The organism is Saccharopolyspora shandongensis (assembly GCF_900106995.1).
In the GTDB taxonomy this organism is placed as follows: Bacteria; Actinomycetota; Actinomycetes; order Mycobacteriales; family Pseudonocardiaceae; genus Saccharopolyspora; species Saccharopolyspora shandongensis.
This window is the reverse complement of the sequence record NZ_FNOK01000036.1, coordinates 24,719-48,747: the sequence shown is the minus strand read 5'-3', so window position 1 is coordinate 48,747 and position 24,029 is coordinate 24,719. Positions and strand designations below refer to the sequence as shown.

The 24,029-nt window shown below is 69.8% G+C and carries 22 protein-coding genes; 13 read left to right on the top strand and 9 right to left on the bottom strand.

The genetic code is table 11. The annotated features are described in order from the left end of the window. Positions 1–124: 124 nt before the first annotated feature. Positions 125–1,264 (top strand): hypothetical protein, encoded by a 1,140-nt coding sequence (locus BLW84_RS30005; protein ID WP_245761486.1) that lies wholly within the window; start codon positions 125–127, stop codon positions 1,262–1,264. Here BLW84_RS30005 and BLW84_RS30000 read toward each other — a convergent pair. Beyond that, positions 1,219–2,298 (bottom strand): copper resistance D family protein, encoded by a 1,080-nt coding sequence (locus BLW84_RS30000; protein ID WP_093272041.1) that lies wholly within the window; start codon positions 2,296–2,298, stop codon positions 1,219–1,221. The genes BLW84_RS30005 and BLW84_RS30000 overlap by 46 nt on opposite strands. Before the next feature lie 952 nt (positions 2,299–3,250). Here BLW84_RS30000 and BLW84_RS29995 point away from each other — a divergent pair. From BLW84_RS29995 to BLW84_RS29980, 4 genes are read left to right on the top strand one after another with little or no spacing between them, the layout of a single operon-like run. Further along, a complete protein-coding gene (locus tag BLW84_RS29995) occupies positions 3,251–4,258 on the top strand; it encodes a DMT family protein (RefSeq protein ID WP_093272039.1) in 1,008 nt (335 codons plus the stop codon). Between the two features lie 26 nt (positions 4,259–4,284). Beyond that, entirely contained in the window at positions 4,285–5,487 is a 1,203-nt protein-coding gene (locus BLW84_RS29990; protein WP_245761485.1) for a glycosyltransferase, read from the top strand. Positions 5,488–5,493: 6 nt separating this feature from the next. Beyond that, positions 5,494–6,414 carry an alpha/beta fold hydrolase gene (locus BLW84_RS29985; protein ID WP_093272034.1) on the top strand — a complete coding sequence of 307 codons (921 nt, stop codon included), beginning with the start codon at positions 5,494–5,496 and terminating at the stop codon, positions 6,412–6,414. Then, a complete protein-coding gene (locus tag BLW84_RS29980) occupies positions 6,411–7,574 on the top strand; it encodes a glycosyltransferase family 4 protein (RefSeq protein ID WP_245761484.1) in 1,164 nt (387 codons plus the stop codon). Before BLW84_RS29985 ends, BLW84_RS29980 begins: the two co-directional genes overlap by 4 nt. A 172-nt stretch (positions 7,575–7,746) precedes the next feature. Here BLW84_RS29980 and BLW84_RS29975 read toward each other — a convergent pair whose 3' ends face one another. Further along, on the bottom strand, positions 7,747–8,085 hold the full coding sequence (locus tag BLW84_RS29975) for a peptidase inhibitor family I36 protein (protein WP_177226765.1): 339 nt from the start codon (positions 8,083–8,085) through the stop codon (positions 7,747–7,749). A 345-nt stretch (positions 8,086–8,430) separates the two neighbouring features. Here BLW84_RS29975 and BLW84_RS29970 point away from each other — a divergent pair, with 345 nt between their 5' ends. Next, positions 8,431–10,086 (top strand): FAD-binding dehydrogenase, encoded by a 1,656-nt coding sequence (locus BLW84_RS29970; RefSeq protein WP_093272029.1) that lies wholly within the window; start codon positions 8,431–8,433, stop codon positions 10,084–10,086. Between the two features lie 45 nt (positions 10,087–10,131). After that, entirely contained in the window at positions 10,132–10,422 is a 291-nt protein-coding gene (locus BLW84_RS29965; protein WP_093272027.1) for a YrhK family protein, read from the top strand. A gap of 33 nt (positions 10,423–10,455) precedes the next feature. On the opposite strand, the gene BLW84_RS29960 is transcribed toward BLW84_RS29965, so the two are convergent. The 3 genes from BLW84_RS29960 to BLW84_RS29950 all read right to left on the bottom strand — a co-directional run bounded on the left by BLW84_RS29960 (position 10,456) and on the right by BLW84_RS29950 (position 13,307). Beyond that, the gene (locus BLW84_RS29960) at positions 10,456–10,818 is read right to left on the bottom strand and encodes a hypothetical protein (RefSeq protein WP_093272024.1); all 363 of its coding nucleotides are present in this window, start codon (positions 10,816–10,818) and stop codon (positions 10,456–10,458) included. Between the two features lie 480 nt (positions 10,819–11,298). After that, positions 11,299–12,891: a solute symporter family protein gene (locus BLW84_RS29955; RefSeq protein ID WP_093272021.1), complete on the bottom strand. Its 1,593-nt coding sequence runs from the start codon at positions 12,889–12,891 to the stop codon at positions 11,299–11,301. Next, a complete protein-coding gene (locus tag BLW84_RS29950) occupies positions 12,888–13,307 on the bottom strand; it encodes a DUF485 domain-containing protein (RefSeq protein ID WP_093272018.1) in 420 nt (139 codons plus the stop codon). The genes BLW84_RS29955 and BLW84_RS29950 overlap by 4 nt, the downstream gene beginning before the upstream one ends. Before the next feature lie 707 nt (positions 13,308–14,014). Between BLW84_RS29950 and BLW84_RS29945 the strand changes: the two genes are divergently transcribed. Genes BLW84_RS29945 through BLW84_RS29930 form a run of 4 tightly spaced genes read left to right on the top strand, consistent with a single transcriptional unit; the run spans position 14,015 to position 18,648 of the window. Then, positions 14,015–16,966: a nitrate- and nitrite sensing domain-containing protein gene (locus BLW84_RS29945; protein ID WP_245761483.1), complete on the top strand. Its 2,952-nt coding sequence runs from the start codon at positions 14,015–14,017 to the stop codon at positions 16,964–16,966. 54 nt (positions 16,967–17,020) lie between these two features. After that, a complete protein-coding gene (locus BLW84_RS29940) occupies positions 17,021–17,461 on the top strand; it encodes a roadblock/LC7 domain-containing protein (protein WP_093272013.1) in 441 nt (146 codons plus the stop codon). Positions 17,462–17,468: 7 nt separating this feature from the next. Further along, positions 17,469–18,038 carry a DUF742 domain-containing protein gene (locus BLW84_RS29935; protein WP_093272011.1) on the top strand — a complete coding sequence of 190 codons (570 nt, stop codon included), beginning with the start codon at positions 17,469–17,471 and terminating at the stop codon, positions 18,036–18,038. Next, the gene (locus BLW84_RS29930; protein ID WP_093272008.1) at positions 18,019–18,648 is read left to right on the top strand and encodes a GTP-binding protein; all 630 of its coding nucleotides are present in this window, start codon (positions 18,019–18,021) and stop codon (positions 18,646–18,648) included. The genes BLW84_RS29935 and BLW84_RS29930 overlap by 20 nt, the downstream gene beginning before the upstream one ends. 58 nt (positions 18,649–18,706) lie before the next feature. On the opposite strand, the gene BLW84_RS29925 is transcribed toward BLW84_RS29930, so the two are convergent. Both BLW84_RS29925 and BLW84_RS29920 read right to left on the bottom strand, forming a co-directional pair. Then, a complete protein-coding gene (locus BLW84_RS29925; protein WP_093272005.1) occupies positions 18,707–19,522 on the bottom strand; it encodes an SAM-dependent methyltransferase in 816 nt (271 codons plus the stop codon). Positions 19,523–19,599: 77 nt separating this feature from the next. Beyond that, positions 19,600–20,703 (bottom strand): winged helix DNA-binding domain-containing protein, encoded by a 1,104-nt coding sequence (locus BLW84_RS29920; protein ID WP_093272001.1) that lies wholly within the window; start codon positions 20,701–20,703, stop codon positions 19,600–19,602. A 107-nt stretch (positions 20,704–20,810) separates the two neighbouring features. Here BLW84_RS29920 and dprE2 point away from each other — a divergent pair, with 107 nt between their 5' ends. Next, positions 20,811–21,554 (top strand): decaprenylphospho-beta-D-erythro-pentofuranosid-2-ulose 2-reductase, encoded by a 744-nt coding sequence (gene dprE2, locus BLW84_RS29915; protein WP_093271998.1) that lies wholly within the window; start codon positions 20,811–20,813, stop codon positions 21,552–21,554. A gap of 175 nt (positions 21,555–21,729) precedes the next feature. Here dprE2 and BLW84_RS29910 read toward each other — a convergent pair whose 3' ends face one another. Further along, the gene (locus BLW84_RS29910; protein WP_093271996.1) at positions 21,730–22,440 is read right to left on the bottom strand and encodes an ArsR/SmtB family transcription factor; all 711 of its coding nucleotides are present in this window, start codon (positions 22,438–22,440) and stop codon (positions 21,730–21,732) included. Positions 22,441–22,504: 64 nt separating this feature from the next. On the opposite strand from BLW84_RS29910, the gene BLW84_RS29905 reads away from it, so the two are divergent. Continuing rightward, positions 22,505–23,293, top strand: a complete 789-nt coding sequence (locus tag BLW84_RS29905) for an isocitrate lyase/PEP mutase family protein (protein WP_093271993.1) — start codon at positions 22,505–22,507, stop codon at positions 23,291–23,293. Here BLW84_RS29905 and BLW84_RS29900 read toward each other — a convergent pair. After that, complete coding sequence (locus BLW84_RS29900; RefSeq protein WP_093271991.1) at positions 23,248–23,991, bottom strand: dienelactone hydrolase family protein; 744 nt, start codon at positions 23,989–23,991, stop codon at positions 23,248–23,250. The genes BLW84_RS29905 and BLW84_RS29900 overlap by 46 nt on opposite strands. Between the last annotated feature and the right edge of the window lie 38 nt (positions 23,992–24,029).

Genomic DNA, 24,029 nt, shown 5'->3' with positions numbered 1-24,029 from the left:
CGACGTTCGCTTTTCCGGCCGATTGCCCAAAATGTTACTGCCACGTACGTCGTTGCCGCACACTCGCGATCAGTACCGACTACCGTTTTTCGCGTGAACATCGCGCAAGGTGGAGGTGAACGCGATGGCGGGTACAGCTGAGCTGGTCCGAAGCCACTGGACGCGTGGCGAGCCGGGTCGGGAGGCTCCCCCGGAACTCGTGGTCGCGCTCTATCGCTGGTGGGTGATCGCGATGGTGCTCAAGATCGCGGGTGCCACCTGGGACATCTGCTGGCATTTCCGGTGGCTCCGCGACGATCTCGCGCCACCGCACATGATCAACACGGTCGGCACCGTGATCGTGATCGGGCTGGTGATCTTCCACACCTACACCGGCATCGGCGCCGATCGCGCCACGCTGCGCTGGATGCAGTGGGGGCTGGGCATCTTCCTGGTCGCCGCGCCGCTGGACGTGATCAACCACCGGATCAACGGGCTGGACATCACCGCGTGGAGCCCGTCGCACGCCCTGCTCTACCTCGGCACCGGGCTGATGAGCGTCGGCCTGCTCCGCGGCTGGGCCCGCAACGGCGGCGGCGACCGGTACTACTACCCGATCACCTGCTTCCTCTGGTTCACGGTGCTGGACAACTTCCTGTTCCTCAACCAGCACCAGGAATACGGCGTGCTCGGGCTGGCGGCGTGGGAGCGCGGCACGCCCTACGCCGAGGACATCCTGCTGCAGTTCGCCGCCGACGACCTCGGGCGGCCGCTGGACTGGATCGCCGTCAAGTCCTTCACGCTCCCGGTGCCGGACTGGGTCTACCCGACCTGGGCGGTCATGACCGGGCTGGGCACGCTGCTGCTGGCCCGGCAGCTGGCCGGGCGCCGCTGGACGGCGACCACGATCACCGCCGGCTACCTCGTTTTCCGCTGCGTGGCCTGGGGATTGCTGGCGGCGGCCGATTTCCCGATCTCGACCGTGCCGTTCTTCCTGCTGGCTGGGGCGGTGGCGATCGACCTGTCGTTCCGGCTGGCGCCGCGCATCCGGCCGTTCGCCGGGGCGGCGATCGTGACCGCGGTGGCGTACCTCGCCCTGTGGGCGCAGCAGACCTACATCGCCGCACCGCCGGTCGACTACTGGTCGGTGCTGTACACGGTGGTCATGTTCGCCGCGCTGTGGTGGGGCGTCTCGTACCTGCTCGAAACCGAGCGCGGGCGCCGGTTGCTGTCGCGCGGTCAGACGATGACCGGGGCGCGGGAGAGCACGACGCCCAAGCCGTAGGCGATACCCATCACGCCGACCTCGGCAGCGGCCCAGCCGATCAACGCCGCGCGCTGGTGGCGCGCGATGCGGGGAAGTAGCCGGAACCGCATCTGCGATGCCACGATGCCCAGCAGCACCAGGCAGCCGGTCTTGGCCAGGATGATCTGGCCGTAGCCGGTGTTGATCAGGCCGGGCAGGCCGACGGTCGGCGTGATGATCAGCACCATCAGGCCGTTGAACAACCCGGAGGCGCCGACCACGACGATCGCGATGGTGGCGAGCTTCGAGAACCGCGGCAGGGCCTCGGCGAGCAGCCCGCGGCGCGGGGCGACGAACAGCGCGATCGCGGCCAGGCCGCCGGTCCACATCGCCGCGCCGATCACGTGCAGCTCCATCGAGATCATGCTGAAGTCGTGGTATTGCCAGTCCGTGGCGTGGCCGGTCAGCGGAATCGGGAGCAGCCCGAGCAGCGCGATGATGGTGCGCAGTTCCGCCGGGACGCTCTCGCCGAACCGGATCGCGAGCAGGCCCAGCGCCGCGCACACCAGCCCGGCGCCGGCGCTGGCGAGCAGGCCGGGACCGGCCGGCACGTTCACGACGTAGTCGATCAGCAGCTGGGTGGTCACGGGCCGGCCGGGGCTGAGCTCCGCGGCGTGCAGGACCAGCGAGACCAGGGCGCTGAGCATCCAGATCAGCGAGGTGATCACGGTGACCCGCCGGGCCAGCGACATGACCGGCTCGGTGTGCTTCGGGCGGTCGAAGCCCAGCAGCTTCGGCAGCAGGCTCAGGCCGACGGTGCCGAGCGCCGCGATGTCGAGCACGGCTCGGGCGACGGGCAGGCCGAAGTGCACGAGCGGCGGCGGGTCGGCGAGGCCGGGGATGGTGCCGACCGCGGTGTAGGCGGTCGCGGCGAGCGCGGTCAGCAGCGCGCCGCCGAGCAATGCGGCCACCACGGCTGCCTTGGCGCCGAACACGTTGCGTTCGTCGGCGTCGGCGGGGTGCTCCGGCTTCGCGGTCCGGCCGTGCTGTGAGACGTCAGAGTCGGCAGCCACGAGTGCATCGTCTCACCCGGACGAGCACACATCGGCCTTCGGTCCCGAGGATGAGCCGAATTTGATCACGGGTCGTGACCGATTTGTTTCGGTGCGCGAACGGTTTGCGGGGCGTGATGTTGTCGTGATGTCGTATTCGTCACCGCTACGCCACGATTAGTTGATCTTCATTGTTTCGGATTTCCCTGCTGGCGGCGTGTTTTTGGCGGCGCATCGATATTCCGCGGGTTTGCGGTCGCGACGCTGTCGCCGACCTCCGGGCGAGTCATGATGTGTTGCTGGCAAAGTCCTCAGCGACGTTGTTCTACAGTCGAGCACGTGGATCCGGCGGACAGTGCAGAAGCGCACGCGCGAGGTGCGTCCGGCGCGCCTCCATCGTGCGCGAGTGCAACGATTCCGAAACCGGTTGGGTTCATTCCGCTTGTTTCTCCTGGCGGTCGACTTTCGTTCACCGGATCGGTTCGCGCATATTCGTCTGACGTTTCACGAGCCGCCGCAATTCCGTGCTTTGCTGTAATGCCCACCGGGCGGGCCGGGATCTGCGTGCGGGTTACCCGGAGAGTTGGCCGGGTCGGCGCCGAAGCGTGTTTGCGCAGGTCCGGAAGGGTTCTGGGGTTGGTTCCGGGTCGGCGTGGCCCGGGGGCCTGGCGGGCATCCCAGGGTGCGAACCCGGAACGTCTCAGGGAAATTGGGGGTCCGGCCCCGGATGTGAGTCGGACTCGCGAGACGCGAGATTGAGCGGTGTGGACGGACAGCGAAGGCGGGAATCAGCGGGTTCGGAGCCCGATACTGGTAGCAGGCCGACGTGGCGGACGCCGCGGGGCTCGACAGCAGGACGTGTCATGGATCGCGCACTAGGGTGTTCGGTAACCGAACGTTCCCGCAGCCTGGTGAAGAGGACTGATCCGGTCGTGCAGCACCATCCGGCCACCGTCGCGGGACGTGGTCCACGATGACTGCGCTCGCGGTACTGCTCGCTGCATTGGGGGCCTGCGGATATGCCGTGGGGGCGAGGCTGCAGCACGCTGCTGTGCACGACGCGATGGACGGCCGCGGGCTCGGCCTCCGCAGCCAGGCCCAGCTCATCCGCAACCCCCGTTGGCTGGGCGGCCTCGCCGCGCTCGGCAGCGGCACCGTCCTGCACGCCTGCGCGCTCGGCCTGGCACCGCTGAGCGTGGTGCAGCCGGTCGGCGTGCTGGCGCTGCCGATCACCGTCCTGCTGAACCTCAGGCAGCAAGGCATCACCGCCCGGGACCTCAAGCCCAGCGTCGCGCTGTCGGTGGTCGCGGCCACTGGCGGCGTCGGTGCCTTCGTCTTCCTCGCCGCGGGCAGCGCGACGGCCACCCCGATCGCCGGTGACGCGCAGTTGCTGGCGACGCAGCTGGTGGCCGGCGCGATCCTGGCGCTGGGCGTGCTCGCGATGCTGACCCGCTCGAAGGCTCGTTGCATCCTCTTCGCCGCCGGTTGCGCGGTGGCGTACGGGTACGTGTCGGTGCTGATGCGGGCGGTGGCTCAGCAGCTGGGCACGACCGAGCTGCTGGACATCAACCCGCTGCCGCTGCTCGGCATCGTCGTCGCGATGGTCGTCGGCGGCTGGCTGCTGCAGCACGGGTACGCCAGTGGCCCGCCGGACCTCGTGGTGGCCTGCCTGACCGTGATCGATCCGCTGGTGGCGGTGGGGCTGGGCATCGGCCTGCTCGGCGAGGCCGATCAGGTCGGCAGCTGGACCGCCGTCGGTGAGGTCCTGTGCGCCGTCGTGGCCTGCGCGGGCGTCTTCGCGCTGGCCCGCTACCACCCCGACACCCAGGAGCGGAGCGCACCCGCCGCCGCTTCGCTCCCCTCGACCACCGTGACCATTGCGACCTCAACGAACACTGCGACCTCACCGAACACTGCGAACAGCAGCAGTGATCTTGCCGGACCGAGTTCGACAGATCGTCCTGACGGGAGTTCCACTTGACTTCGCAACCGCCTAGCAGGCGCCCGATGCGGATCGTGGTCGGCGCGACCACGTACCCCCCCGACGTGAACGGGGCGGCGAACTTCGGCCACCGCCTGGCGACCGGGCTGTCCGGTCGCGGCCACGACGTGCACGTCGTCTGCCACTCGACCGACCGGGAGTCGCGCTCCGAGGTCGAGGACGGCGTGACCGTGCACCGCGTCGGCTCCTACGGCTCGCCGTTTCACCCGTCGATCCGGGGCCTCCTCCCTTGGCAGGCCCGCCAGGCGGACCGGCTGATCGCCGAGATCCAGCCCGACGTCGTGCACGTGCAATCGCACTTCTTCATCTGCCGCGGCCTGATCAACTCGGCGCGCCGCCGGGACATCGGGCTGATCGCCACCAACCACTTCATGCCGGAGAACATCTTCGGCTACTTCAAGGTCCCGGAGTTCCTCCAGCAGGCGGCCGGCCGCCTGCTGTGGCACAACCTGGTCAAGCACTACGGGAAGGCGCAGCTCGTCACCGCGCCGACCCCGCGCGCCGTCCAGCTGCTGCAGGAGAACGGGTTCACCGACCTGGCGCTGCCGGTCTCCTGCGGCATCGACGTCGCGCGGTACCGGCGGCGGGCCCGGAGCTACCGCAAGCAGCACCCGGATCCGGCCACCCGCACCGTGCTGTTCGTCGGGCGCCTCGACGAGGAGAAGCACATCGACGACCTGCTGCGGGCCATGGTGCTGCTGCGCACCGAGGTGCCGACGCGGTTGGAGATCGTCGGCAACGGCAGCCGGCGTGACGCCTTCGAGCAGCTCGCGGTGGAACTCGGCATCGCCGACCGGGTGCACTTCCACGGGTTCCTCAGCGATGACGAACTCCTGGACGCCTACGCCCGCGCGGACCTGTTCTGCATGCCCAGCATCGCCGAGCTGCAGAGCCTGGCCACCATGGAAGCCATGTCGGCGGGCACCCCGGTGGTGCTGGCCAACGCCATGGCCCTGCCGCACCTCGTGCAGCCGGGCGAGAACGGCTGGCTCTACCCGCCGCGGGACGTGCACGCCCTGGCCCGGGCGATCGACGACGTGATCAGCGATCGCGCGACGATCGACCGGATGGGCGCGGCCAGCGAGCGGCTGGTGTCCCGCCACGACATCGACGAGATCTTGGGCCGGTTCGAGGCGATCTACCACCACGTGACGGACCCGGAGGGCACCGTCGAGCTCGACGAGATCCGCACCGAGCTGGCGAGCTGACCCACCATGATCGTCCCGGAACTCCAGCCCGCGGAGCGGGTGGAGCACATCAGCGGCGCCGAGCTGCACTACTGGGTCTACCGCGACCACCTCGCAGAGAGCGGTTCCACCTCGCCGGTCGCGCCTACCGAACCGGTCGACGCAGCCGAGGCGGTGGTGATGGTGCACGGCCTGCGCGGTACCCACCACGGCCTGGAACTCGTCGCGGCGGGCCTGCCTGACCAGCGCGTCGTGATCCCGGACCTGCCCGGGTTCGGGGACTCCGGGCCGATGACCGGGCGACGGCACGACGTCGCCGGTTACGCGCACGTCATCACCGAACTCATCGAGCGGCTCGGCGGCCGGACCCGGCCGGTGGTGCTGCTCGGGCACTCCTTCGGCTCGATCGTGGCGTCGCGCGTCGCCGCCGCCTCGCCGGAACTCGTCCGGCGCCTGGTGCTGATCAACCCGATCTCGACGCCCGCGCTGCGCGGGCCCCGCGTGGTGCTGTCCGGGCTGACCTCCGCCTACTACTCGCTGGGCAAGCGGCTGCCGCTCCGGGCCGGGCACTCGTTGCTGAGCAACAGGTGGGTCGTGCTCGCCGCGAGCCGGGCGATGACGCGGACGAAGGACAAGCAGCTGCGCGGGTTCATCGACGAGAACCACCTGCGGTACTTCAGCCGCTTCCACAGCCCGGCGCTGCTCAGCGAGACCTTCGAGGCTTCGGTGACTCACACCGTCGCGGACCACGTCGACGAGCTCAGGATGCCGACCCTGCTGATCGCGGGGGAGTCCGACGAGATCGCGCCCCTGGCCGGCCAGCGCGCGCTGGCGGCTCGGCTCGCGGACGCCGAACTCGTGGTGATTCCGAACGTCGGCCACCTGGTGCACTACGAGACGCCGGCACCGGCGGCCGAAGCGATCCGACGTTTCCTCGGAACGCCATGAACGGCCTCGGACAGCACAGGAGCGGTACCTCCGGCCAGCGTTCGGGCGAGGCCGGGGCGGCGACGATGAAGGTCTTCGTCGACGCGCGTTGGACGCGAACCGATCAGCACGACGGGATCAGCCGTTTCGGCGCGAGCTTGATCGAGGCATTGCACCACCTCCATCCGGTGACGATGTTGATCCATGACGAGCGGCAGCTGCGGCTGCTGCCGTCCGGGGTTCCGCACGTGAAGGTCAACAGCCCTTTCTCGCCGCGGGAGTTGTGGCTCTCCCGCACGCTCAACCGGCTCGGTGCGGACGTCGTGTTCAGCCCGATGCAGGTGATCGGCGGGTTCCGGCGCGACTACCGGCTCGTCCTCACGCTGCACGACCTGATCTACTACCGGCACCCGAAGCCGCCGGGCTTCCTGCCGCTGCCGGTGCGCATCGCGTGGCGGCTCTACCACAAGGCGTTCTGGCCGCAGCGGGTCATGCTCAACCGGGCGGACGCGGTGGTCACGGTCAGCGGGACGACCCGCAAGCTCATCGAGGAACACCGGCTCACCCGGCGCTCGGTGACGGTTGTCCACAATGCACCGTCGCCGCCGTCGGAGGACGCCGAAAACGGGGATCCCGGCGTCGATTCCGGCGCGGAGCCGGGCGGGCCGCGGGAGCTCGTGTACATGGGCTCGTTCATGCCGTACAAGAACGTGGAAACGTTGATCGCGGGCATGGCTCTCCTTCCGGGACACCGGTTGCACCTGGTCAGCCGGATCGCAGCCGCGCGCGAGGCGGAATTGCGCGCGCAGCTGCCTCCGGACTCCGATGTCGTTTTCTGGCAGGGCATCAGCGAAAGCGACTACCAGGCGCTGCTCGGTAGGGCGAGCGCCTTGGTGACCGCTTCGCGGGACGAGGGTTTCGGGCTGCCGATCATCGAGGCGATGAACGCGGGGACGCCGGTGGTCTGCAGCGACCTGGAGATCTTCCACGAGGTGACCGGGGGACACGCGAGGTTCTTCGATCCGGGGTCGTCGAAGGACTTCGCCGCCGCGGTGCGTGCCGTGGAGGATCCCCGGACGCGTGCGGATCTGATCGCCGCGGCTCGCGGTCAGGCGGCGAAGTTCACCTGGGCCAACTCCGCCGAACGCCTGCTGGAGCTGATGCGGGACCTGGTCCGCTGAGTTCCTGCCGGGAATCGGTGCGACGCGTGGTTCCTGCGGCGGGTTCTCAGGCGTCGCCTCGGGAGGACGGCATCGGCGCCGCGCATCGGTGAATGCGCGAACGGGATGTCGTCGACGGCGTCTGAGATTCCGCCTGCGCCGCGAATTGCGTGTCGGGGCAGGTTCTCGCCGGTCAGTGCGACCAGATCTTGATTGCTCGCGCGACGTAAGTCGCCCGTGGATTCTGGGAACCCGTTGGATACGTGCTGAATTCCGCTTCGGTGTCGCAGTCGGGGTCCTGGTAGACCGTCACCGGGTGGCCGGTGCTGTTCGCGAAGGACCGCGCCTCCATGCCCTGCTGCAGCCGGACGCACTGCTCCAACGAGGTCGCCTGGAGGCCGACCTCATGTGCCTGGCCGGCGAAGTTCTCCTCCGGCCAACTGCAGAAAGACCCTGCGGGGCAAAGATTTCCAGGTGGCGCGGCGTACGCTCCGCCCGCACCGACCGCGATCGCGGCGAGGACGGACAGCACCGGGACGACTATTCTCCGGAGGCCGCTCCGCCAGGCTCCTCGCCGGGCGGACGGGCGGATCGCGATTCGGCGCGACGCGGCGGGAGAAGCGCACTTGGACATGCGAAAACCCTTTCATGAACGGACAATGAGTGGATCGCGGCCGAAATCGGCGCGCTGAAAACAAGATTCCCGAAGCGCGGATCGGAATGCCAGCAAATTTGCTGGATACACCCCGACCGAGTGGAATTCCGCGCCTGCGCGCAATGTCGCGGCGCCGCGACGATCGGCCGGACGGGCTGTCGGAGCGCCCCCGACTGAGGTATACAGGCACTCGGTTACCACTCGGTAGTGCGGAGGTCGGCAGTGACGTTGGACGCTGATGTCATCGTGGTGGGCGCCGGCCTGGCCGGTCTGGTCGCCACCGCCGAGCTGGCCGACGCGGGCCGCCGGGTCATCCTGGTCGACCAGGAACCTGAAGCCTCCCTGGGCGGCCAGGCGCACTGGTCGTTCGGCGGCCTGTTCCTGGTGGACTCCCCGGAACAGCGCAGGCTGGGCGTCCGCGACTCCCACGAGCTGGCCCTCCAGGACTGGCTCGGCTCCGCCGGGTTCGACCGGCCCGAGGACCACTGGCCCCGGCAGTGGGCGGAGGCCTACGTGGACTTCGCCGCCGGGGAGAAGCGCGCCTGGCTGGTCGAGCAGGGCGTGCGGTTCTTCCCACTGGTGCAATGGGCCGAGCGCGGCGGCCACCTGGCCACCGGGCATGGCAACTCCGTGCCGCGGTTCCACGTCACCTGGGGCACCGGTCCCGGGGTGCTCGCCCCGTTCATCCGCCGCGTGCGGGAGGCGGCCGAGTGCGGCCTGGTGTCGTTCCGGTTCCGGCACCGCGTCAGCGAGCTGATCACCAGCGGCGGAGCGGTGACCGGCGTGCGCGGCGAAGTGCTCGTGCCGAGCGCGGCGGAGCGCGGGCAGCCGAGTTCTCGCGACGTGGCAGGCGATTTCGAGCTGCACGCGCAGGCCGTGGTCGTCGCGTCCGGCGGCATCGGCGGCAATCTGGACCTGGTGCGCAGGAACTGGCCCAAGCGCTACGGCGAGCCGCCGAAGGAGATGATCGCCGGGGTGCCCGACCACGTGGACGGGCGGATGCTGGAGGTGGTGTCCCGCAGCGGTGGGCACATCATCAACCCGGACCGGATGTGGCACTACACCGAGGGAATCCGCAACTACGCGCCGATCTGGAGCAAGCACGGCATCCGGATCCTGTCCGGCCCGTCGCCGCTGTGGGTGGACGCGGAGGGCCGCCGGCTGCCCTCGCCGCTGTTCCCGGGCTTCGACACCCTCGGCACGATGGAGCACATCGTGCGGACCGGCCACGATTACACCTGGTTCGTGCTCAACCGGCGCATCATCAGCCGCGAGTTCGCGCTGTCCGGCTCCGAGCAGAACCCGGACCTGACCGACCGCAGCATCCGCAAGCTGCTCCAGCGCGGCGGCGGCGCCACGCCGGGGCCGGTCGCCGAGTTCGTTCGCCGCGGTCCCGACTTCGTCGTCCGGCGCACCGTGCCGGAGCTGGTGCGCGGGATGAACGACCTGGTCGGCGAGCCGCTGATCGACGCGGCCGCGCTGGAACGCGAGATCGTCGCCCGGGACCGCCAGGTCGAATCGGGGCTGGGCAAGGACGAGCAGGTCATCGCCATCCGCGCGGCCCGCCGCTACGTGGTCGACCGGATGATCCGGGTCGCCGAGCCGCACCGGCTGCTGGACCCGGCCGCCGGGCCGCTGATCGCCGTGCGGCTGTCCATCCTGACCCGCAAGACGCTGGGCGGGCTGGAGACCGACCTGTCCGGCCGGGTCCTGCAGGATTCGGGCGAGCCGCTGCCCGGGCTCTACGCGGCCGGGGAGGTCGCGGGCTTCGGCGGCGGCGGTGTGCACGGGTACCGGGCGCTGGAGGGCACGTTCCTCGGCGGCTGCCTGTTCTCCGGCCGGCAGGCCGGGCGAGCGGCCGCTGTTGCCGTCGTGTAGCCCTGCTGACCTGCGGAGTTCGCCCGGTTCGCGGACAATCGGATCATGCGAGATCCGGCCGAGTCGGGCCCGTTGGTGCTGCGGATCGGGCGCGAGGAGCTGCTGATCCGGCGGCGGTACGAGGTCATCAGCATCGTCAACGACTTCCTGATCGCCATCTGGTTCGCCGTCGGCAGCCTGCTGTTCTTCCACGAATCCACGGCGACCGCGGGCACCTGGCTGTTCCTGTTGGGCAGCTGCGAGCTCGCGGTGCGGCCGATGATCAGGCTCGCGCGGCACGTGCGCCTGCGGCGGTTGCGGCCGGCCGGGCTGCGCGGATCGGACCAGGATTTCTGACCCGCCCATTCCCGGCGGCCGAATGCGGCTCGATCACAGGAAGCAGCCGCTGACGAATCCGCTGACGCGGGTGCGGCGATTCGTGATGTCGAACCATTCCGAATTCGCCGATCCGTCCGGGCAGCGGACGGATTCCCCGCTCGTCGCCTGGCGAATGCTGACGTCGTCGCCGGGATTTCCCACGCCGCGTGCGGCGCTGCCGGTATCGGGCGCCGAGCGGATCAGCACCCCGGGCTCGCGGAAGTCGCCCGACCGGCCGTGGGAAGCCTTCTGGACCAGCTCGACCAGGCCGTTCTTGACTTCGGCCGCGATGATGACGACCTGGGTGCCCAGCCCGGACATGGGCAGGACGGCGGCGGTGACCGCAGCGAGCAGTGCATTGCGAACCGTTCGCATGGAATACCCCCCGATTCGCCCACCGGACCGCTTCCCATTGCCCCCTGCTATTGCCGAAGCGCCCCGTTGGCGGGCAGTTCCATTTTATGGAGAATTGCGGCCGCCCGGCAGTATCCGATTGGGTAGAGCGCAATTGGGCACGGCGACCGGACTGCCGGTGACCCATGGCGATCGGGGGCGCGGTGAAGCCCACCTGTGGGTTAGCACCGGTCGGGCCACCGCTGCGGTGCGTGCAGACGAGAACGACCCCGGGACACCGAGGTCCCGGGGCCGTTCTCGAGCACTTCCAACACTTGTTCGTGGCTGCTTCAAAGCACGATCCAGATGGGACCGCGAGGCTTGGCCCACCCTCGCAACTCAGGGGCGTCTGGCGAGGACAGCCCGGGTCATACGTGCGTCGGGGATCCCGGAGTCCAGACGGCGGCTGCGCTTCCGCTACCCGCACCGCCACGCAGGACGAGCCTGGAATCCAGCCGGGGTTCAGCCGACTCGGGAGCCGATGCCGGTCAGGGCGCGGACCTCCATCTCCGCCTGGCGTTCTTCGTCGACCGCTTCCTTGCCCACGAAGGTGCCGATGATGCCGCAGATGAACGAGACCGGGATGGACACGATGCCCGGGTTCTTCAGCGGGAAGAAGGCGAAGTCCAGGCTCGGGATGATCGAGTCCGGCGAGCCGGACAGCACCGGCGAGAAGATCACCAGCAGCAGGCAGGAGCCGAGTCCGCTGTAGATGCCCCACAGCGTGCCGGTGGTGTTGAACCGCCTCCAGAACAGCGAGTACAGCAGCGTGGACAGGTTCGCCGAGGCGGCGAACGCGAACGCCAGGCCGACCAGGAACGCGATGTTCTGCCCGATGACGAGGACGCCGCCGAGGATCGAGGCCACGCCGATCACCAGCGCCGTCAACCGGGCCACCCGCACCACGGAGTCCGAGTCGATGTCGCCGCGGCGGATCACGTTGGCGTAGATGTCGTGCGCGAACGACGCCGATGCGGTCAGCGTCAACCCCGCCACCACCGCCAGGATCGTGGCGAAGGCGACCGCGGCGATGATGCCCAGCAGCACCGTGCCGCCGATCCGGTAGGCGAGCAGCGGGGCGGCGGAGTTCTCCGCGCCCGGCGCGTCGAGGATCGCGTCCGTGCCCACCAGCGCGGCCGCGCCGTAGCCGATGACCAGGGTGCAGATGTAGAACGTCGCCACCACCCAGGTCGACCAGACCACCGAGCGGCGGGCCTCGCGGGCGTTGGGCACGGTGTAGAACCGCATCAGCACGTGCGGGAGGCCGCCGGTGCCGAGCACCAGGGCCATCGACAGCGACACGAAGTCCAGCTTGGTGAGCTCGGACTTTCCGTACTGGACGCCCGGGGCGAAGATGTCGCGGCCGTGCGGGTTGTTCTCGGCGGCGCTCTGCAGCAGGTTCGTGAAGCTGTAGCCGAACTTGCCGAGCAGGAAGATCGTGATCATCACGACCGACAGCAGCAGCATGGCGGCCTTGATGATCTGCACCCAGGTGGTGCCCTTCATGCCGCCGACCAGCACGTAGATCATCATGATCGCGCCGACCGCGGCGATCACCAGGGCCTGGCCGAACTTGCCGTTCACGTTGAGCAGCAGGGCGACCAGGCCGCCCGCGCCGGCGATCTGGGCGATCATGTAGATGATCGTGATGGCCAGCGTCGAGGACGCCGCCGCGGCCCGCACCGGGCGCTGGCGCATCCGGAAGCTGAGCACGTCGCCCATGGTGAAGCGGCCGGTGTTGCGGGTGCGCTCGGCGAGCAGCAGCAGGTTGATCAGCCAGGCGACCAGGAAGCCGATCGAGTACAGGAAGCCGTCGTAGCCGTAGACCGCGATCGCCCCGGCGATGCCCAGGAACGACGCGGCGGACAGGTAGTCGCCGGAGAGCGCGATGCCGTTCTGCACGCCGCTGAACGAGCTGCCCGCGACGAAGTAGTCGCTGGAGGTGCCCCGGTTGCTCACCCGGTACACGACGAACAGCGTGATCAGCACGAACACCGCGAAGACGCTGGTGTTGATGATCGCGTTGTCGGCCGGGATCAGCTGCGGTTCATTCACTGGTCGGACTCCCCAGCGTCCTGTCGGATCCGGTCGACCTCGGGGTCGATGCGGCGGCGGGCGAACCGGACGTAGAGCGTGGTCAGGCCCAGGGTGGTGACGAACTGGCCGACGCCCATGACCAGGCCGACGTTGATCTCGCCGATGAGCGGCCGGGCCATGAATTCCCGGGCGTAGGCGGCGATCGCCACGTACCCGATGTACCAGATCAGGAAAAACGCCGTAGCCGGGAAAACGAACCATTTCAGTCGGCGGCGCAGGGCGCGGAATTCCGGACTCTGCTGGATAGCGACGAAATCAGGACGTTCGTCAGTCGCGCGAACGGAGCTCTTGTCGATTCCACCGAAGGCCACCCGCGGATTTCCGGGCTGGTCACGGGGACCGCCGCGCAGCGCGGATTGCGTTGCGTTGCTCATGCATCCTTCCTGGAACTTCGCGGTTGGCCGCTCGGCTGAAGGGCCTGGCGGTGGCGGGGAATTCTAACCACAGTGTCGCGCGAGATCGACAGTGTGGTGATCACCACGGGTTTCGGTGGTTGCGGAGCGGCTCGCGGGGCTCGGCGATGCCGGTCGTCGACGCTTGGTTACTGTCCGGTATTGCCAGGTCAGAGGTCTGGCTGCAATCCTCATGATCTTGTTGACCAGGTCTTTTGCGCCGCTTGTGACCAAAGTGGATTATCGAGCTCTAGGCTGAACGAGTGAAAATGCCACCGGGTGCGGAGTCGGGTTCGAACACTCGGCGTGACATCGCCTGATTGTCGTAGCGGAATGGGAAAAAGCCCCCGGTGCTATCCACGGTCCTGGGCCTTATAGTGCTTGGGCACTGAAAGATAGTCGCGCGATCTGGAAGGTCACGGTTCGGTACCAGTGTTCGAAATGCGCCAACCGGGGACGCTCGCGGTTACGCTGAGTGAATCCGATCACGCATTGATACGGTCCCGAACCGTAAGCCGTTTCCGGGCGTCGGGTGGTGCTCGACCGCGGCTGGATTTCGCCCCCGACACCCCAGACGACGATTGCGGGACCGCACGCATGCGCCGTTCTCTAACGCATTGTTCGCCCGAGAGGGTCCAGGCCTTGGTTGACCTGCACGAGGACCCGAGATCGCAGCCTGGAGGGCGCTCGTGACCACGGGCGGATTCGAGCGGGCCCGCGACAACGTGATGCAGTGGCGCAACTGGTCGCTGCCGACCAAGCTGGGCGCGGTCGTGCTGGTGCCGGTCATCTTCGCGATCACGCTCGGTATCGGGCAGATCCGGTGGCAGGTCGACCGCGCCGCCGAGTACGGCCGCGTCGCGGACGTGCTGAACGCCGTCGACCAGATCGAGCCGCTGCTCGTCGGCGTCCAGCACGAGCGCACCCGCTCCGTCGAGTTCCTGGTCGGCGACGGTGACCTCGCCGCGGCCGAGGAGCCGGCCGCCGCGGTGGACCGGGCGGTCGCCGACCTCGGCCAGATCCTCACCTCGTCCGAGGTCGACGCCGGCGTCGTCGCCGACCGCTACGGCGAACTCCGGCCCCTGCTGGACGGTCTCGGGCAGCTCCGGCAGCAGATCCGCGAGCACCGGATCGGCCCGGCCAAGGCGATCGGCGAGTACACCCGCGTGATCAACTCGGTGCTGGCCCTCGACCGCGCGCTGAGCAGCAGCGTCGCCGACCGGAGCCTGTCCAGCACGGCGACCGCGCTGCAGAACATGCTGGGCCTGACCGAAGAAGTGCGGCTGCAGCAGGCATGGGTGCTGACCGGGCTGACCGAAGCCGACCTCGAACCGGTCGCGCTGGAGAACCTGAGCGGTTCGCGGGCCCGCCTGCTCAGCAAGATCGGCGACGCGCGCTCCACCGTCGCCGCGCACTGGCAGCAGCGGCTGGACCAGACGCTCACCGCCCCGGCGATCGTGGATCGCAACCGGATGCTCGACGCGATAGTGCGCGAGAGCACCGACAACATCTTCTCCGGCGGGTTCTCGGTGCAGCGCGAGGCATGGAACGCCGCCACCGACGCCTCGGTCACGCTGATCGGCCAGGGCCACGACGACCTCGCGGCCGACGTGCGCGCCACCGCTTCGCAGCTGGAGGACGAGGCCAGCAACGCCGCCGGCTGGGACTCGGTGTTGCTGCTGTCCGCGCTGATCGCCGCCGCCGCGGTCATCATCGTGATCGCCCGGCAGCTGCTCGGCTCGCTGCGCGACCTGCGCAGCAGCGCGCTGGACGCCGCGGAGTACGAGCTGCCCGCGGCGGTGGCCAGCATCCGGCAGGGCCGGATCGCCGACGCCGTGATCGAACCGTTCCCGGTGGACACCACCGAGGAGGTTGGGCAGCTGGCCCGCGCCTTCGACGAGGTGAACCAGCAGGCGCTGCGGCTCGCGGTGGAGCAGGCGGACCTGCGGCGCGGCTACGGCGAGGTGTTCATCAGCATCTCGCGGCGCAGCCAGAGCCTGCTGGAACGGCAGCTGCGGCTGTTCGAGCAGCTGGAGCAGGACGAGGAAGACCCGGACCAGCTCGCGCGGTTGTTCCAGCTGGACCACCTGGCCACCCGGATGCGGCGCAACAACGAGAACCTGATGGTCCTCTCGGGCAGCGACCTGGCGCGCCGCTTCACCCAGCCCACCGACCTGGCGGACGTGCTGCGCGCCGCCGTGTCCGAGATCGAGCAGTACCCGCGGGTCATGGTGCAGCCGCCGCCGGCGGTCAAGCTGCGCGGGCACACCGCCAGCGACCTGGTGCGGCTGGTCGCCGAGCTGCTGGACAACGCGGCCAACTTCTCCGCCCCGGACACGACCGTCACGGTCTCCAGCTACCAGTCCGGCGACGGCACTGTGGTGCTCGACGTGCTGGACCAGGGCATCGGCATGGGGCACGAGGAGATCGCCCGGGCCAACGACCAGCTGGCCCACGCGGACGAGGACGACCTCGGCACCTCGCGGCGGATGGGGCTGTACGTCGCCGGGCGGCTGGCGGTTCGCCACGCCGTCGGCGTCGAGCTGCACGGCGGGCCGGACGTCGAGGGCGTTCGGGCGACCGTGATGATCCCGGCCGAGCACGTCGTCTCGGTCGAATCCGGGCCGGCCCTGCAGCCCGCGACGACGCCGCCGGGGCAGCGCAACGGACACTCGCACACCGACCTGCCGACCTCCGGGGTGCTGCCGCGCCGCGGTGCGCAGCCCGAACCGGCGGAGGACAGCTCGCCGTGGCAGGAACCGGCGCCGGCGAGCCTCTTCGAACCCGGCCCCACCCGGGACGAATCGCCGACGGAGTACCTCTTCGACGCGCCGATCGACATCCCGCAGCAGCCGCGCGCGGTGTCCCCGGACCTGGGCGTCGACTGGCCGGAGGCCGAGCCGCCCGCGGAGCGGCCCGCGGCGGCGCCGCTGTTCACCGAGGCCTCGACCCAGTGGTTCCAGCCGGCCGGCCAGAACCCGCACGCGAAGGAGCGGGCCGACGCCGACGAGTTCGGCTGGCCCGGCGCGGAGGGCGAACCGGCGGGCTTCCCGTCGAGCTCGGACTTCCCGCCGGACGACCGGCAGCCGGAAGAGCCGTCGTTCACCTCGTCCGGGCTGCCGCGCCGCGTGCCGCGCGGGCAGCAGCCGGAAGCGCCGGCCGACAAGCCCGCCCGCAGCGCGGAGGACATCAGCCGGCGGCTGGCCCAGAACGGGATCCAGTTCGGGCACCCGGCCGAGGTCCCCGCGGAAACGCCCGCGGAGACCTCCGGGGCGGGTTCCTGGTCGTCGGAGCCCGCACGGCAGGATCCGTGGACGGAGCCGGCCGGTTCGGACGGCGCGGCGGCCGCCGAATCGTCGTGGATCCCGGACACCTCCGGGGAGGACGCCTGGAACTTCGCCGCCGACAAGGCGCGCGAGGCGGCGGAGGCCGCGGCGAACCCGCAGCCGGCGTCGTTCACCCAGGCAGGCTTGCCGCGCCGGACCCCGAAGGCGCACCTGGTGCCGGGCAGCGTGACGAACTCCGAGCGCCCGGTCGAGGCCGAGCCCTTCCAGCGCGACGCGGATCAACTCCGCGGTCGGCTGGCCGACTTCCAGAGCGGTATCAGTCGTGGTCGGCATCGAGCAACGGACGAGGGCTGACATGGATTCCGCAGCGCGAAGGCGTGATCACCGCGGCAACGAACAGGAGGTTGCATGACTGCTCAGGAGATGATTTCCCGCAGGTTCGGCTGGCTGATCACTGACTTCACCGAGCGCGTGGCCGGTGTGGCGCACGCGATCGTGGTGTCCGCCGACGGCCTGGTGCTGACCGCCTCGGCGAAGTTGCCCAGGGACCGGGCCGATCAGCTGGCCGCGGTCGCCTCTGGGCTGCTGAGCCTCACCCAGGGCTCGGCGAAGTGCTTCGAGGCCGGACGGGTCGTTCAGACCATCGTCGAGATGCATCGCGGCACCCTGCTGCAGATGGGCATCAGCGACGGTTCGTGCCTGACCGTGCTCGCCGCCCCGCAGTGCGACATGGGACTGGTCGCCTACGAGATGACCATGCTCGTGGAGCGCGTCGGCCAGATGCTCACCCCGGAGATCCGGTCGCAGCTGCAGGGGGCACCGAACGCGTTCAGCGGCCAACTGGTGTGAGGATGCGATGAGTAGACGCTCTGAATACCCACGGCGGGGCCGAAGACGGGACGGCTCGGGGGACGACAGCTTCGCCCACGTCGTCAACGGGTTCACCTTCGGCAGCGGGCGCAAGAAGCGCAAGCGGGACGAGCCGCAGGAACAGCCCGCCGAGCACTACGAGGACCAGTACGACGACGGGTACGGCGACTACGAAGACCGGCAGCCGTACCCGGACGAACTCGTCGAGCCGGAGGCGCCGGCCGCGTCCAGCATCCGCTCCTACACCTGGACCGGCGGGCGCACCAGGTCGAACCACAAGCTGGAGCTGGAAACCCTGGTCTCCACGGGGGAGATGTACCAGCCGGGCGCGGCGGTTCGGCTGGAGCACCAGTCGATCGCCGAGCTGTGCCAGCACCCCAGGTCGGTGGCGGAGGTGGGGGCGTTGTTGTCCGTGCCGATCGGGGTCGCCCGCGTGCTCCTGGCCGACATGGCCGAACTGGGGTTGATCACCGTGCACCAGACGGTGAGCGAAAGCGGTAGCGCACCACACATGGTGTTGATGGAAAGGGTTTTGAGTGGACTCCGTCGGCTTTAGCGCGCCCCAACTCGGCTCCGCGCCGCCGCAGGCCGTCAACCAGGGCAGCACCACGTCGACGTCGGCGAAGATCGTCGTCGCGGGTGGCTTCGGGGTCGGCAAGACGACGTTCGTCGGGTCGGTGTCGGAGATCGTGCCGTTGACCACCGAGGCGGTGATGACGGAGGCCAGTCGCGGCGTCGACGACCTCGGCGCCACGCCGAACAAGACCACCACCACGGTGGCGATGGACTTCGGCCGGATCTCGCTGGCTTCCGACCTGATCCTGTACCTGTTCGGCACGCCAGGGCAGCAGCGGTTCTGGTTCATGTGGGACGACCTGGTGCGCGGCGCGATCGGCGCGGTCGTGCTGGTGGACACCCGGCGGCTGGCCGACTCGTTCTCGGCGATCGACTTCTTCGAGGACCGCGGGCTGCCCTACCTGGTCGGCGTGAACATGTTCGACGGGCGGATGCTGCACTCGCTCGAACAGGTCCGCGAGGCCATGGCGATCGGCCCGGACGTGCCGATGGGGCCGTGCGACGCCCGGGACCGGGAGTCGACCAAGCGGACCCTGATCGCGCTGGTCGAGCACGCCATGCGGCACTGGACCTCTCGGCAGCTCGGCTGATCCAGGCACGAGATAGGGGGGTGTTCCGGCCGCTGCCGGAACACCCCCCTACTTCCTTTCAGATCTTGCGGGCGACGCCGCCGAGGAGGTTGTGCTCGGCGTCGGTCGGCTCGGTGAGGCGCGGGCCGTCGGGCCACCAGTCGAAGAGGTACGCCAGGCCGGGCTCGACCATTTCGAGCCCGCAGAACAGGTCCTGGATCTCTTCCCACTTGCGGTAGTAGCAGCTGCCCATCATCGAGTTGAACCGCAGCTGGGACTCCGTCGCGAGCTTGGCCCGCGAGCTGCCGTCGGCCGGGTTGTGCAGGTGCGAGATCGCGAGGTAGGAGCCAGGCGCCAGCGCGTCGACGTAGGCCGACATGATGCCCTGCGGATCCTCGTCGTTGGTGACGTGGTGCAGGGTGTTGCACTGGATCAGCGCCACCGGGCGGCTGAAGTCCAGGTACTTGGTCACCACCGGGTCGGACAGGATCTCCGCGGGATTGCGCAGGTCGCCGACCGTGAAGTGGGTGTAGTCGTTCTCCTCCAGCAGCGCGCGGCCGTGCGCCGCGACCGACGCGTCGTTGTCGATGTAGACCACCCGGGCCTCGGCGTTGAGCCGCTGCGCCGCCTGGTGGGTGTTCTCCGCGGTGGGCAGCCCGGAACCGAGGTCGAGGAACTGGTCGATGCCGGCGTGGCCGGAGAGGAACCGGACCACGCGGATCAGCCATGCCCGGCACTGCCTGCCGACCTGCACCGCCTCGGGGGCGAGCTTCAAGATCTGCTGCAGGACTTGGCGGTCCACCTCGAAGTTGTCCTTGCCACCGACGAAGGCGTCGTAGACCCGCGCGATGCTGGGCTTGGTGGTGTCGATCTGCGGCCTGTCAGCAGTTGCCATGGGGAAGGGTCCGCTCGGTCCGGGGTCGAAACGATCAAGCGCAGCGTATTCCGCCGAATGCGCCAGGTAAACACCTGTTACTGATCGACTTCGGCGATCTGGACGTCGTGGTCGGCATCCGGCTCAGCGAACTCCAGCAGCCGGCGGCCTTCCGCCTCGATGGCGTCGGCGTCCCCTTCCGGCAGCTTCCGGTACGGCTCGACCAGGAGCGTCGCGGAGTTCTTCTGCCGGTCGATCCGCCAGGTGCCGTGCAGGAAGCCGTCGACCAGGATCGTGCCCGGCAGCACGGCGTTCTTGACGGCGAACAGGCGCTTTCGGTCGTCCTCCCGCATGACGCGGGTGCGGTCCTTGTGCGAGAGCAGCAGGTTGTCGAACGGCGGCAGGAAGCGCGGCGGGCTGGGCACGTCGGGATCCGGGCGGGGCGCGTCGGGGAGGTCGAGCAGCTCGCGGCCGTTCTCGTCGCGGAAGCTGCGCAGATCCAGCTTCGACGCGACGGCCTTCAAGCCCGTGAGGCCGGACCAGGTCTGCATGTCCGCGACCGTGGCCGGGCCGAAGGCCGCGAGATAGCGGCGCAGGACGTCTTCCATCGCGGGTTCGGTGGCCAGCGGTCGGCCGAGCCAGGTTTCGGCCGTCGCGTAGGCCGGTTGTCCGCTGCGGCCCCAGATCGCGCGCGGCGGGACCTGCACCAGCGGCAACAGGCAGCGGGCCGCGTGCGCCAGCGAGGCCGGCTGCCGGTCCGGCCACCGCTCGGCGAGCAGCGGGCCGAGCTGGGCGGCCGTCCTGGGCTGCTCGTCGAGCAGTTCCCGGGCAGCGGCGGCGAGCTCGACGTGGTCCAGGTCCGCGATCTCGTCCCGGTGCTGGTTGTTCGTGCGCAGGCTGCGATCCATGATCGGCTGCACCAGCGGGCGCAGCAGCACGCAGTCGGCGGCGGAAACCAGGTGGACGGTGCCGCGCATCAGCACGATGCGGACCACGCTGCGATCCAGCAGCCGCTGCGCGAGATCGTCGGGCCGGAACCCGGTGATTCGGGTCCACAGGCCGAAGTACGGCGGGAACGGCGCCTGCGCCTGCATCCCGACGAGGTGGTCGATCACCTCCACCGCGGATCGCTCGGAGCGGCGCAGCAGCAGTTGCCGTTCCAGCGTCGCGCGGTTCAGCTCGCGCAGGCTCAGCACCGTCATCGTCTTCCTCTCGCCGGAGGCGACCTTATGTCGTCGGACCGACGGGTTTTCGCGGCAGCACGCGGCGGTGCGAGGCGGGCGGGGGCGCCGATGGCAGACTTGCGGCGATGAGCGGAGCGGTATTGGTCCTCGGGGGCCGCAGCGAAATCGGTGTGGCGGTGGCGGAGCGCCTCGTCAAGCGCGGGCACGGCACCGTGGTGCTGGCGGCGCGGCGGTCGGCGGACTTGGACGCCGAGGAGGCCGCGCTCCGCGAGGCCGGAGCCACCGACGTGGCGCGGGTGGAGTTCGACGCCTCGGACGTCGACAGCCACGCGGAGCTGCTCCGCGGCATCGTCGACCGGCACGGGCCGATCGCCGTCGCGGTGACCGCCTTCGGCTTGCTCGGCGACCAGGAGCGGGCCGAGCGGGACGCGGCGCACGCGATCGACATCGTGCACGTCGACTACGTCGCGCACATCAGCGTGCTGACGCACCTGGCGAATCTGCTGCGCGAGCAGGGCAGTGGCGAGATCGTCGTGTTCTCGTCGGTCGCGGGCGTGCGGGTGCGGCGCGCGAACTACGTCTACGGGTCGGCGAAGGCCGGGCTCGACGGGTTCGCCAACGGGCTGTCCGACGCGCTGGTCGGCAGCGGCGTGCGGTTGCTGATCGTGCGGCCGGGGTTCGTCATCGGCCGGATGACCCAGGGCATGAGCCCCGCGCCGTGGTCCAGCACGCCAGACCAGGTCGCGGACGCGACGGTCAACGCCTTGCGGCGCGGGCGGCGAGTGGTGTGGGTGCCGCCGATCCTGCGCTGGGTGTTCGCGGTGATGCGCCTGGTGCCGCAGGCGATCTGGCGTCGCATGCCCCGCTGATCCCCGGTCTCGTTCTGCGCGGCTGCGCCTGCCGCATGGGTGCAGTTTCAGTAAATGGAAATTGCGTCAGTACCCGGCTTCGGTGCGGTATCCGCAGGTCGCAGGCCGTGAGTGCTTTTTGCTGCTATGGCGACACAAGGTGCTCACGGGTACTGACCTGCAGAGATGTCCGCGTTCACGTCAAACCCCGGGCCGTTGCGTCGATCGCGAGGAGATCGCGGAGGGCTTCGGTGCCCGGTTCGGTGAGGCGGACCGCTCGGCCGGTTCCTATTCGCTTGATCCAGCCCTTTTCCAAGAAGCTGCGCAGGAGGTGGGCTCCGGCCGTGCCGGCCAGGTGGGAGCGGCGCTCCGTCCAGTCCAGGCAGGCGCGGGCGAGCGGGCGCCGGGTGCCGGTGAGGTCCGCGGCGGGGATGCCGAGGGCGCCGGTCAGCCAGCTCACGCCCGCCTCGGTCATCGCGAATCCGCCGGTCTGGTCGAGCAGGCCCGCCTCGGTCATGCCGTCGGCGATCGCGACCCCGATCCGGCCGGCCAGGTGGTCGTAGCAGGTCCGGCCCCGGGCCAGGGCCGCCGAGGCGCCGACCGCACGCAGGCCGCGCGGCTGTTCCCGGCTCGGCCCCAGGTGGCCGATGAACGCCTCCAGCAGGTCCGCCGCCTGCGAGTTCGCGAGCTGGACGTACCGGTGCCGTCCCTGTCGGCGTTCGACCAGCAGACCGCCCGCGACCAGCCGGTTCAGGTGCTCGCTGGCCGTCGAGGCGGCGACCCCGGCGTGGACGGCGAGCTCCGTCGCCGTCCACGCCCGGCCGTCGAGCATCGCCAGGCAGAACGCGGCACGGGTCGTGTCGGCCAGCAGTCCGGCCAGTTGTGCGACGTCGCGTGCCATCGTCATGCGGTCATCCTGCAACACCGATGGTTCGGCGGCCGCCGAACCATCCCGGTCCTATGGTGCGGGCATGTTCCGAGAATTCCACGCGCTGCACCACGCCGACGCGCCGTTGCTGCTGCCGAACGCCTGGGACTTCGCCTCCGCTGCGGCGCTGGTCGAGGCCGGTTTCGAGGCGATCGGCACGACGAGCCTCGGCGTTGCGGCCGCCCACGGACTGCCGGACGGCGAGGGGCGTACGCGCACGCAGACGATCGAACTCGCCCGTCGCCTGGCGGACCTGCCGCGGCCGGTCACCGTCGATGTCGAATCGGGCTTCGGCGGTGGCCCCGGAGAGGTCGCGGAGCTGGCCGCGGAACTGGCCGCGGCGGGCGTCGCCGGGATCAACCTCGAAGACGAACTCGGTGACCCGGCGCGTCATCAAGAGCTGATCGGCGCGGTGAAGGAGCGGGTTCCGGAGCTGTTCCTCAACGCCCGCACCGACACCTACTGGCTGCGCGACGAACCGTCGCTGGCCGACACGATCGACCGCGCGAAGCGCTACGCCGCCGCCGGTGCGGACGGCGTCTTCGTGCCGGGCATGGCCGCGGACGACGACATCCGCGCGCTGCGGGACGCGATCGACGTGCCGATCAACATCCTCTTCCAACCGGGACAACGCATCGAGCACCTCGCGGAGCTCGGCGTCCAGCGCATCAGCACGGGCTCGCTGCTGTACCGGGCCGCGCTGCACGCAGCGGTCGCCACGGCGCGCAGCGTCCGTGACGGTGCGTCCGTGGCGACCGGTATCCCCGCTTATTCGGTTGTGCAGGACTACGCGATCGGTGGCCGTCGGCGGGGTTCCGGCGGCTTCCAGTGACCTCCGTCCGGGCCGGTCCAGCGCTCGACCCCGGCGCCGAGGTAGTTGCGGAACCAGCTCGCGGCCAGCTCCGCGACCTGGTCCAGCGCGCCGGGCTCTTCGAAGAGGTGACCGGCGTGCGGCACGATCTCGATCTTGACGTCAGTCAGCGGCAGCGACGTGAGCAGCTCGGCCGCCTGCCGGTTCAGGTTGAGCACCTCGCGGTCGTCGCCGCCGACGATCAGCAGCGTCGGCGCCTGCACCGATGCCAGCCCCTCGCCGCCGAGATCCGGGCGGCCGCCGCGCGACACCACGGCGGCGATGCGGTCCGGACGCCGGGCTGCGGCCTTCAGCGCGGCGGCAGCGCCGGTGCTGGCGCCGAACAGCCCTATCGGCATGCGCCTGGTGGCCGACCACTCGTCGAGCTGGTCGATCGCGGGCACCAGCCGTTCGGCGAGCAGCTCGATGTCGAAGCGCAGTTCATGGGTCCGCTGGTCGAACTTCGCCTCCTCCGGGGTGAGCAGGTCCAGCAGCAGGGTGCCGAATCCGGAGTACTGCAACGACTCTGCAACCGCGCGGTTGCGGGGGCTGTGCCGGGAGCTCCCCGAACCGTGCGCGAAAAGAACCACCGCCCGAGCAGGCGGTGGCACGACGAGATCCCCTTCGAGGTCGCCCTTGGGGGTCTTGACGATCACCGGCTCGGTTGCGACTTGAACCATGTTGAGCCTCCTCCAGTTCCGCAAGCTCCGACTACCCC

What these genes read in the sequence shown, in the direction of transcription:
- BLW84_RS29985 (WP_093272034.1), top strand. Translation starts at nt 5,494, where the DNA reads ATGATCGTCCCGGAACTCCAGCCCGCGGAGCGGGTGGAGCACATCAGC.
- BLW84_RS29905 (WP_093271993.1), top strand. Translation starts at nt 22,505, where the DNA reads ATGTTCCGAGAATTCCACGCGCTGCACCACGCCGACGCGCCGTTGCTG.
- BLW84_RS29910 (WP_093271996.1), bottom strand. Translation starts at nt 22,440, where the DNA reads ATGACGATGGCACGCGACGTCGCACAACTGGCCGGACTGCTGGCCGAC.
- BLW84_RS29920 (WP_093272001.1), bottom strand. Translation starts at nt 20,703, where the DNA reads ATGACGGTGCTGAGCCTGCGCGAGCTGAACCGCGCGACGCTGGAACGG.
- BLW84_RS29940 (WP_093272013.1), top strand. Translation starts at nt 17,021, where the DNA reads ATGACTGCTCAGGAGATGATTTCCCGCAGGTTCGGCTGGCTGATCACT.
- BLW84_RS29965 (WP_093272027.1), top strand. Translation starts at nt 10,132, where the DNA reads ATGCGAGATCCGGCCGAGTCGGGCCCGTTGGTGCTGCGGATCGGGCGC.
- BLW84_RS29990 (WP_245761485.1), top strand. Translation starts at nt 4,285, where the DNA reads ATGCGGATCGTGGTCGGCGCGACCACGTACCCCCCCGACGTGAACGGG.
- BLW84_RS30005 (WP_245761486.1), top strand. Translation starts at nt 125, where the DNA reads ATGGCGGGTACAGCTGAGCTGGTCCGAAGCCACTGGACGCGTGGCGAG.
- BLW84_RS29925 (WP_093272005.1), bottom strand. Translation starts at nt 19,522, where the DNA reads ATGGCAACTGCTGACAGGCCGCAGATCGACACCACCAAGCCCAGCATC.
- BLW84_RS29950 (WP_093272018.1), bottom strand. Translation starts at nt 13,307, where the DNA reads ATGAGCAACGCAACGCAATCCGCGCTGCGCGGCGGTCCCCGTGACCAG.
- BLW84_RS29935 (WP_093272011.1), top strand. Translation starts at nt 17,469, where the DNA reads ATGAGTAGACGCTCTGAATACCCACGGCGGGGCCGAAGACGGGACGGC.
- BLW84_RS29960 (WP_093272024.1), bottom strand. Translation starts at nt 10,818, where the DNA reads ATGCGAACGGTTCGCAATGCACTGCTCGCTGCGGTCACCGCCGCCGTC.
- dprE2 (WP_093271998.1), top strand. Translation starts at nt 20,811, where the DNA reads ATGAGCGGAGCGGTATTGGTCCTCGGGGGCCGCAGCGAAATCGGTGTG.
- BLW84_RS29980 (WP_245761484.1), top strand. Translation starts at nt 6,411, where the DNA reads ATGAACGGCCTCGGACAGCACAGGAGCGGTACCTCCGGCCAGCGTTCG.
- BLW84_RS29995 (WP_093272039.1), top strand. Translation starts at nt 3,251, where the DNA reads ATGACTGCGCTCGCGGTACTGCTCGCTGCATTGGGGGCCTGCGGATAT.
- BLW84_RS29900 (WP_093271991.1), bottom strand. Translation starts at nt 23,991, where the DNA reads ATGGTTCAAGTCGCAACCGAGCCGGTGATCGTCAAGACCCCCAAGGGC.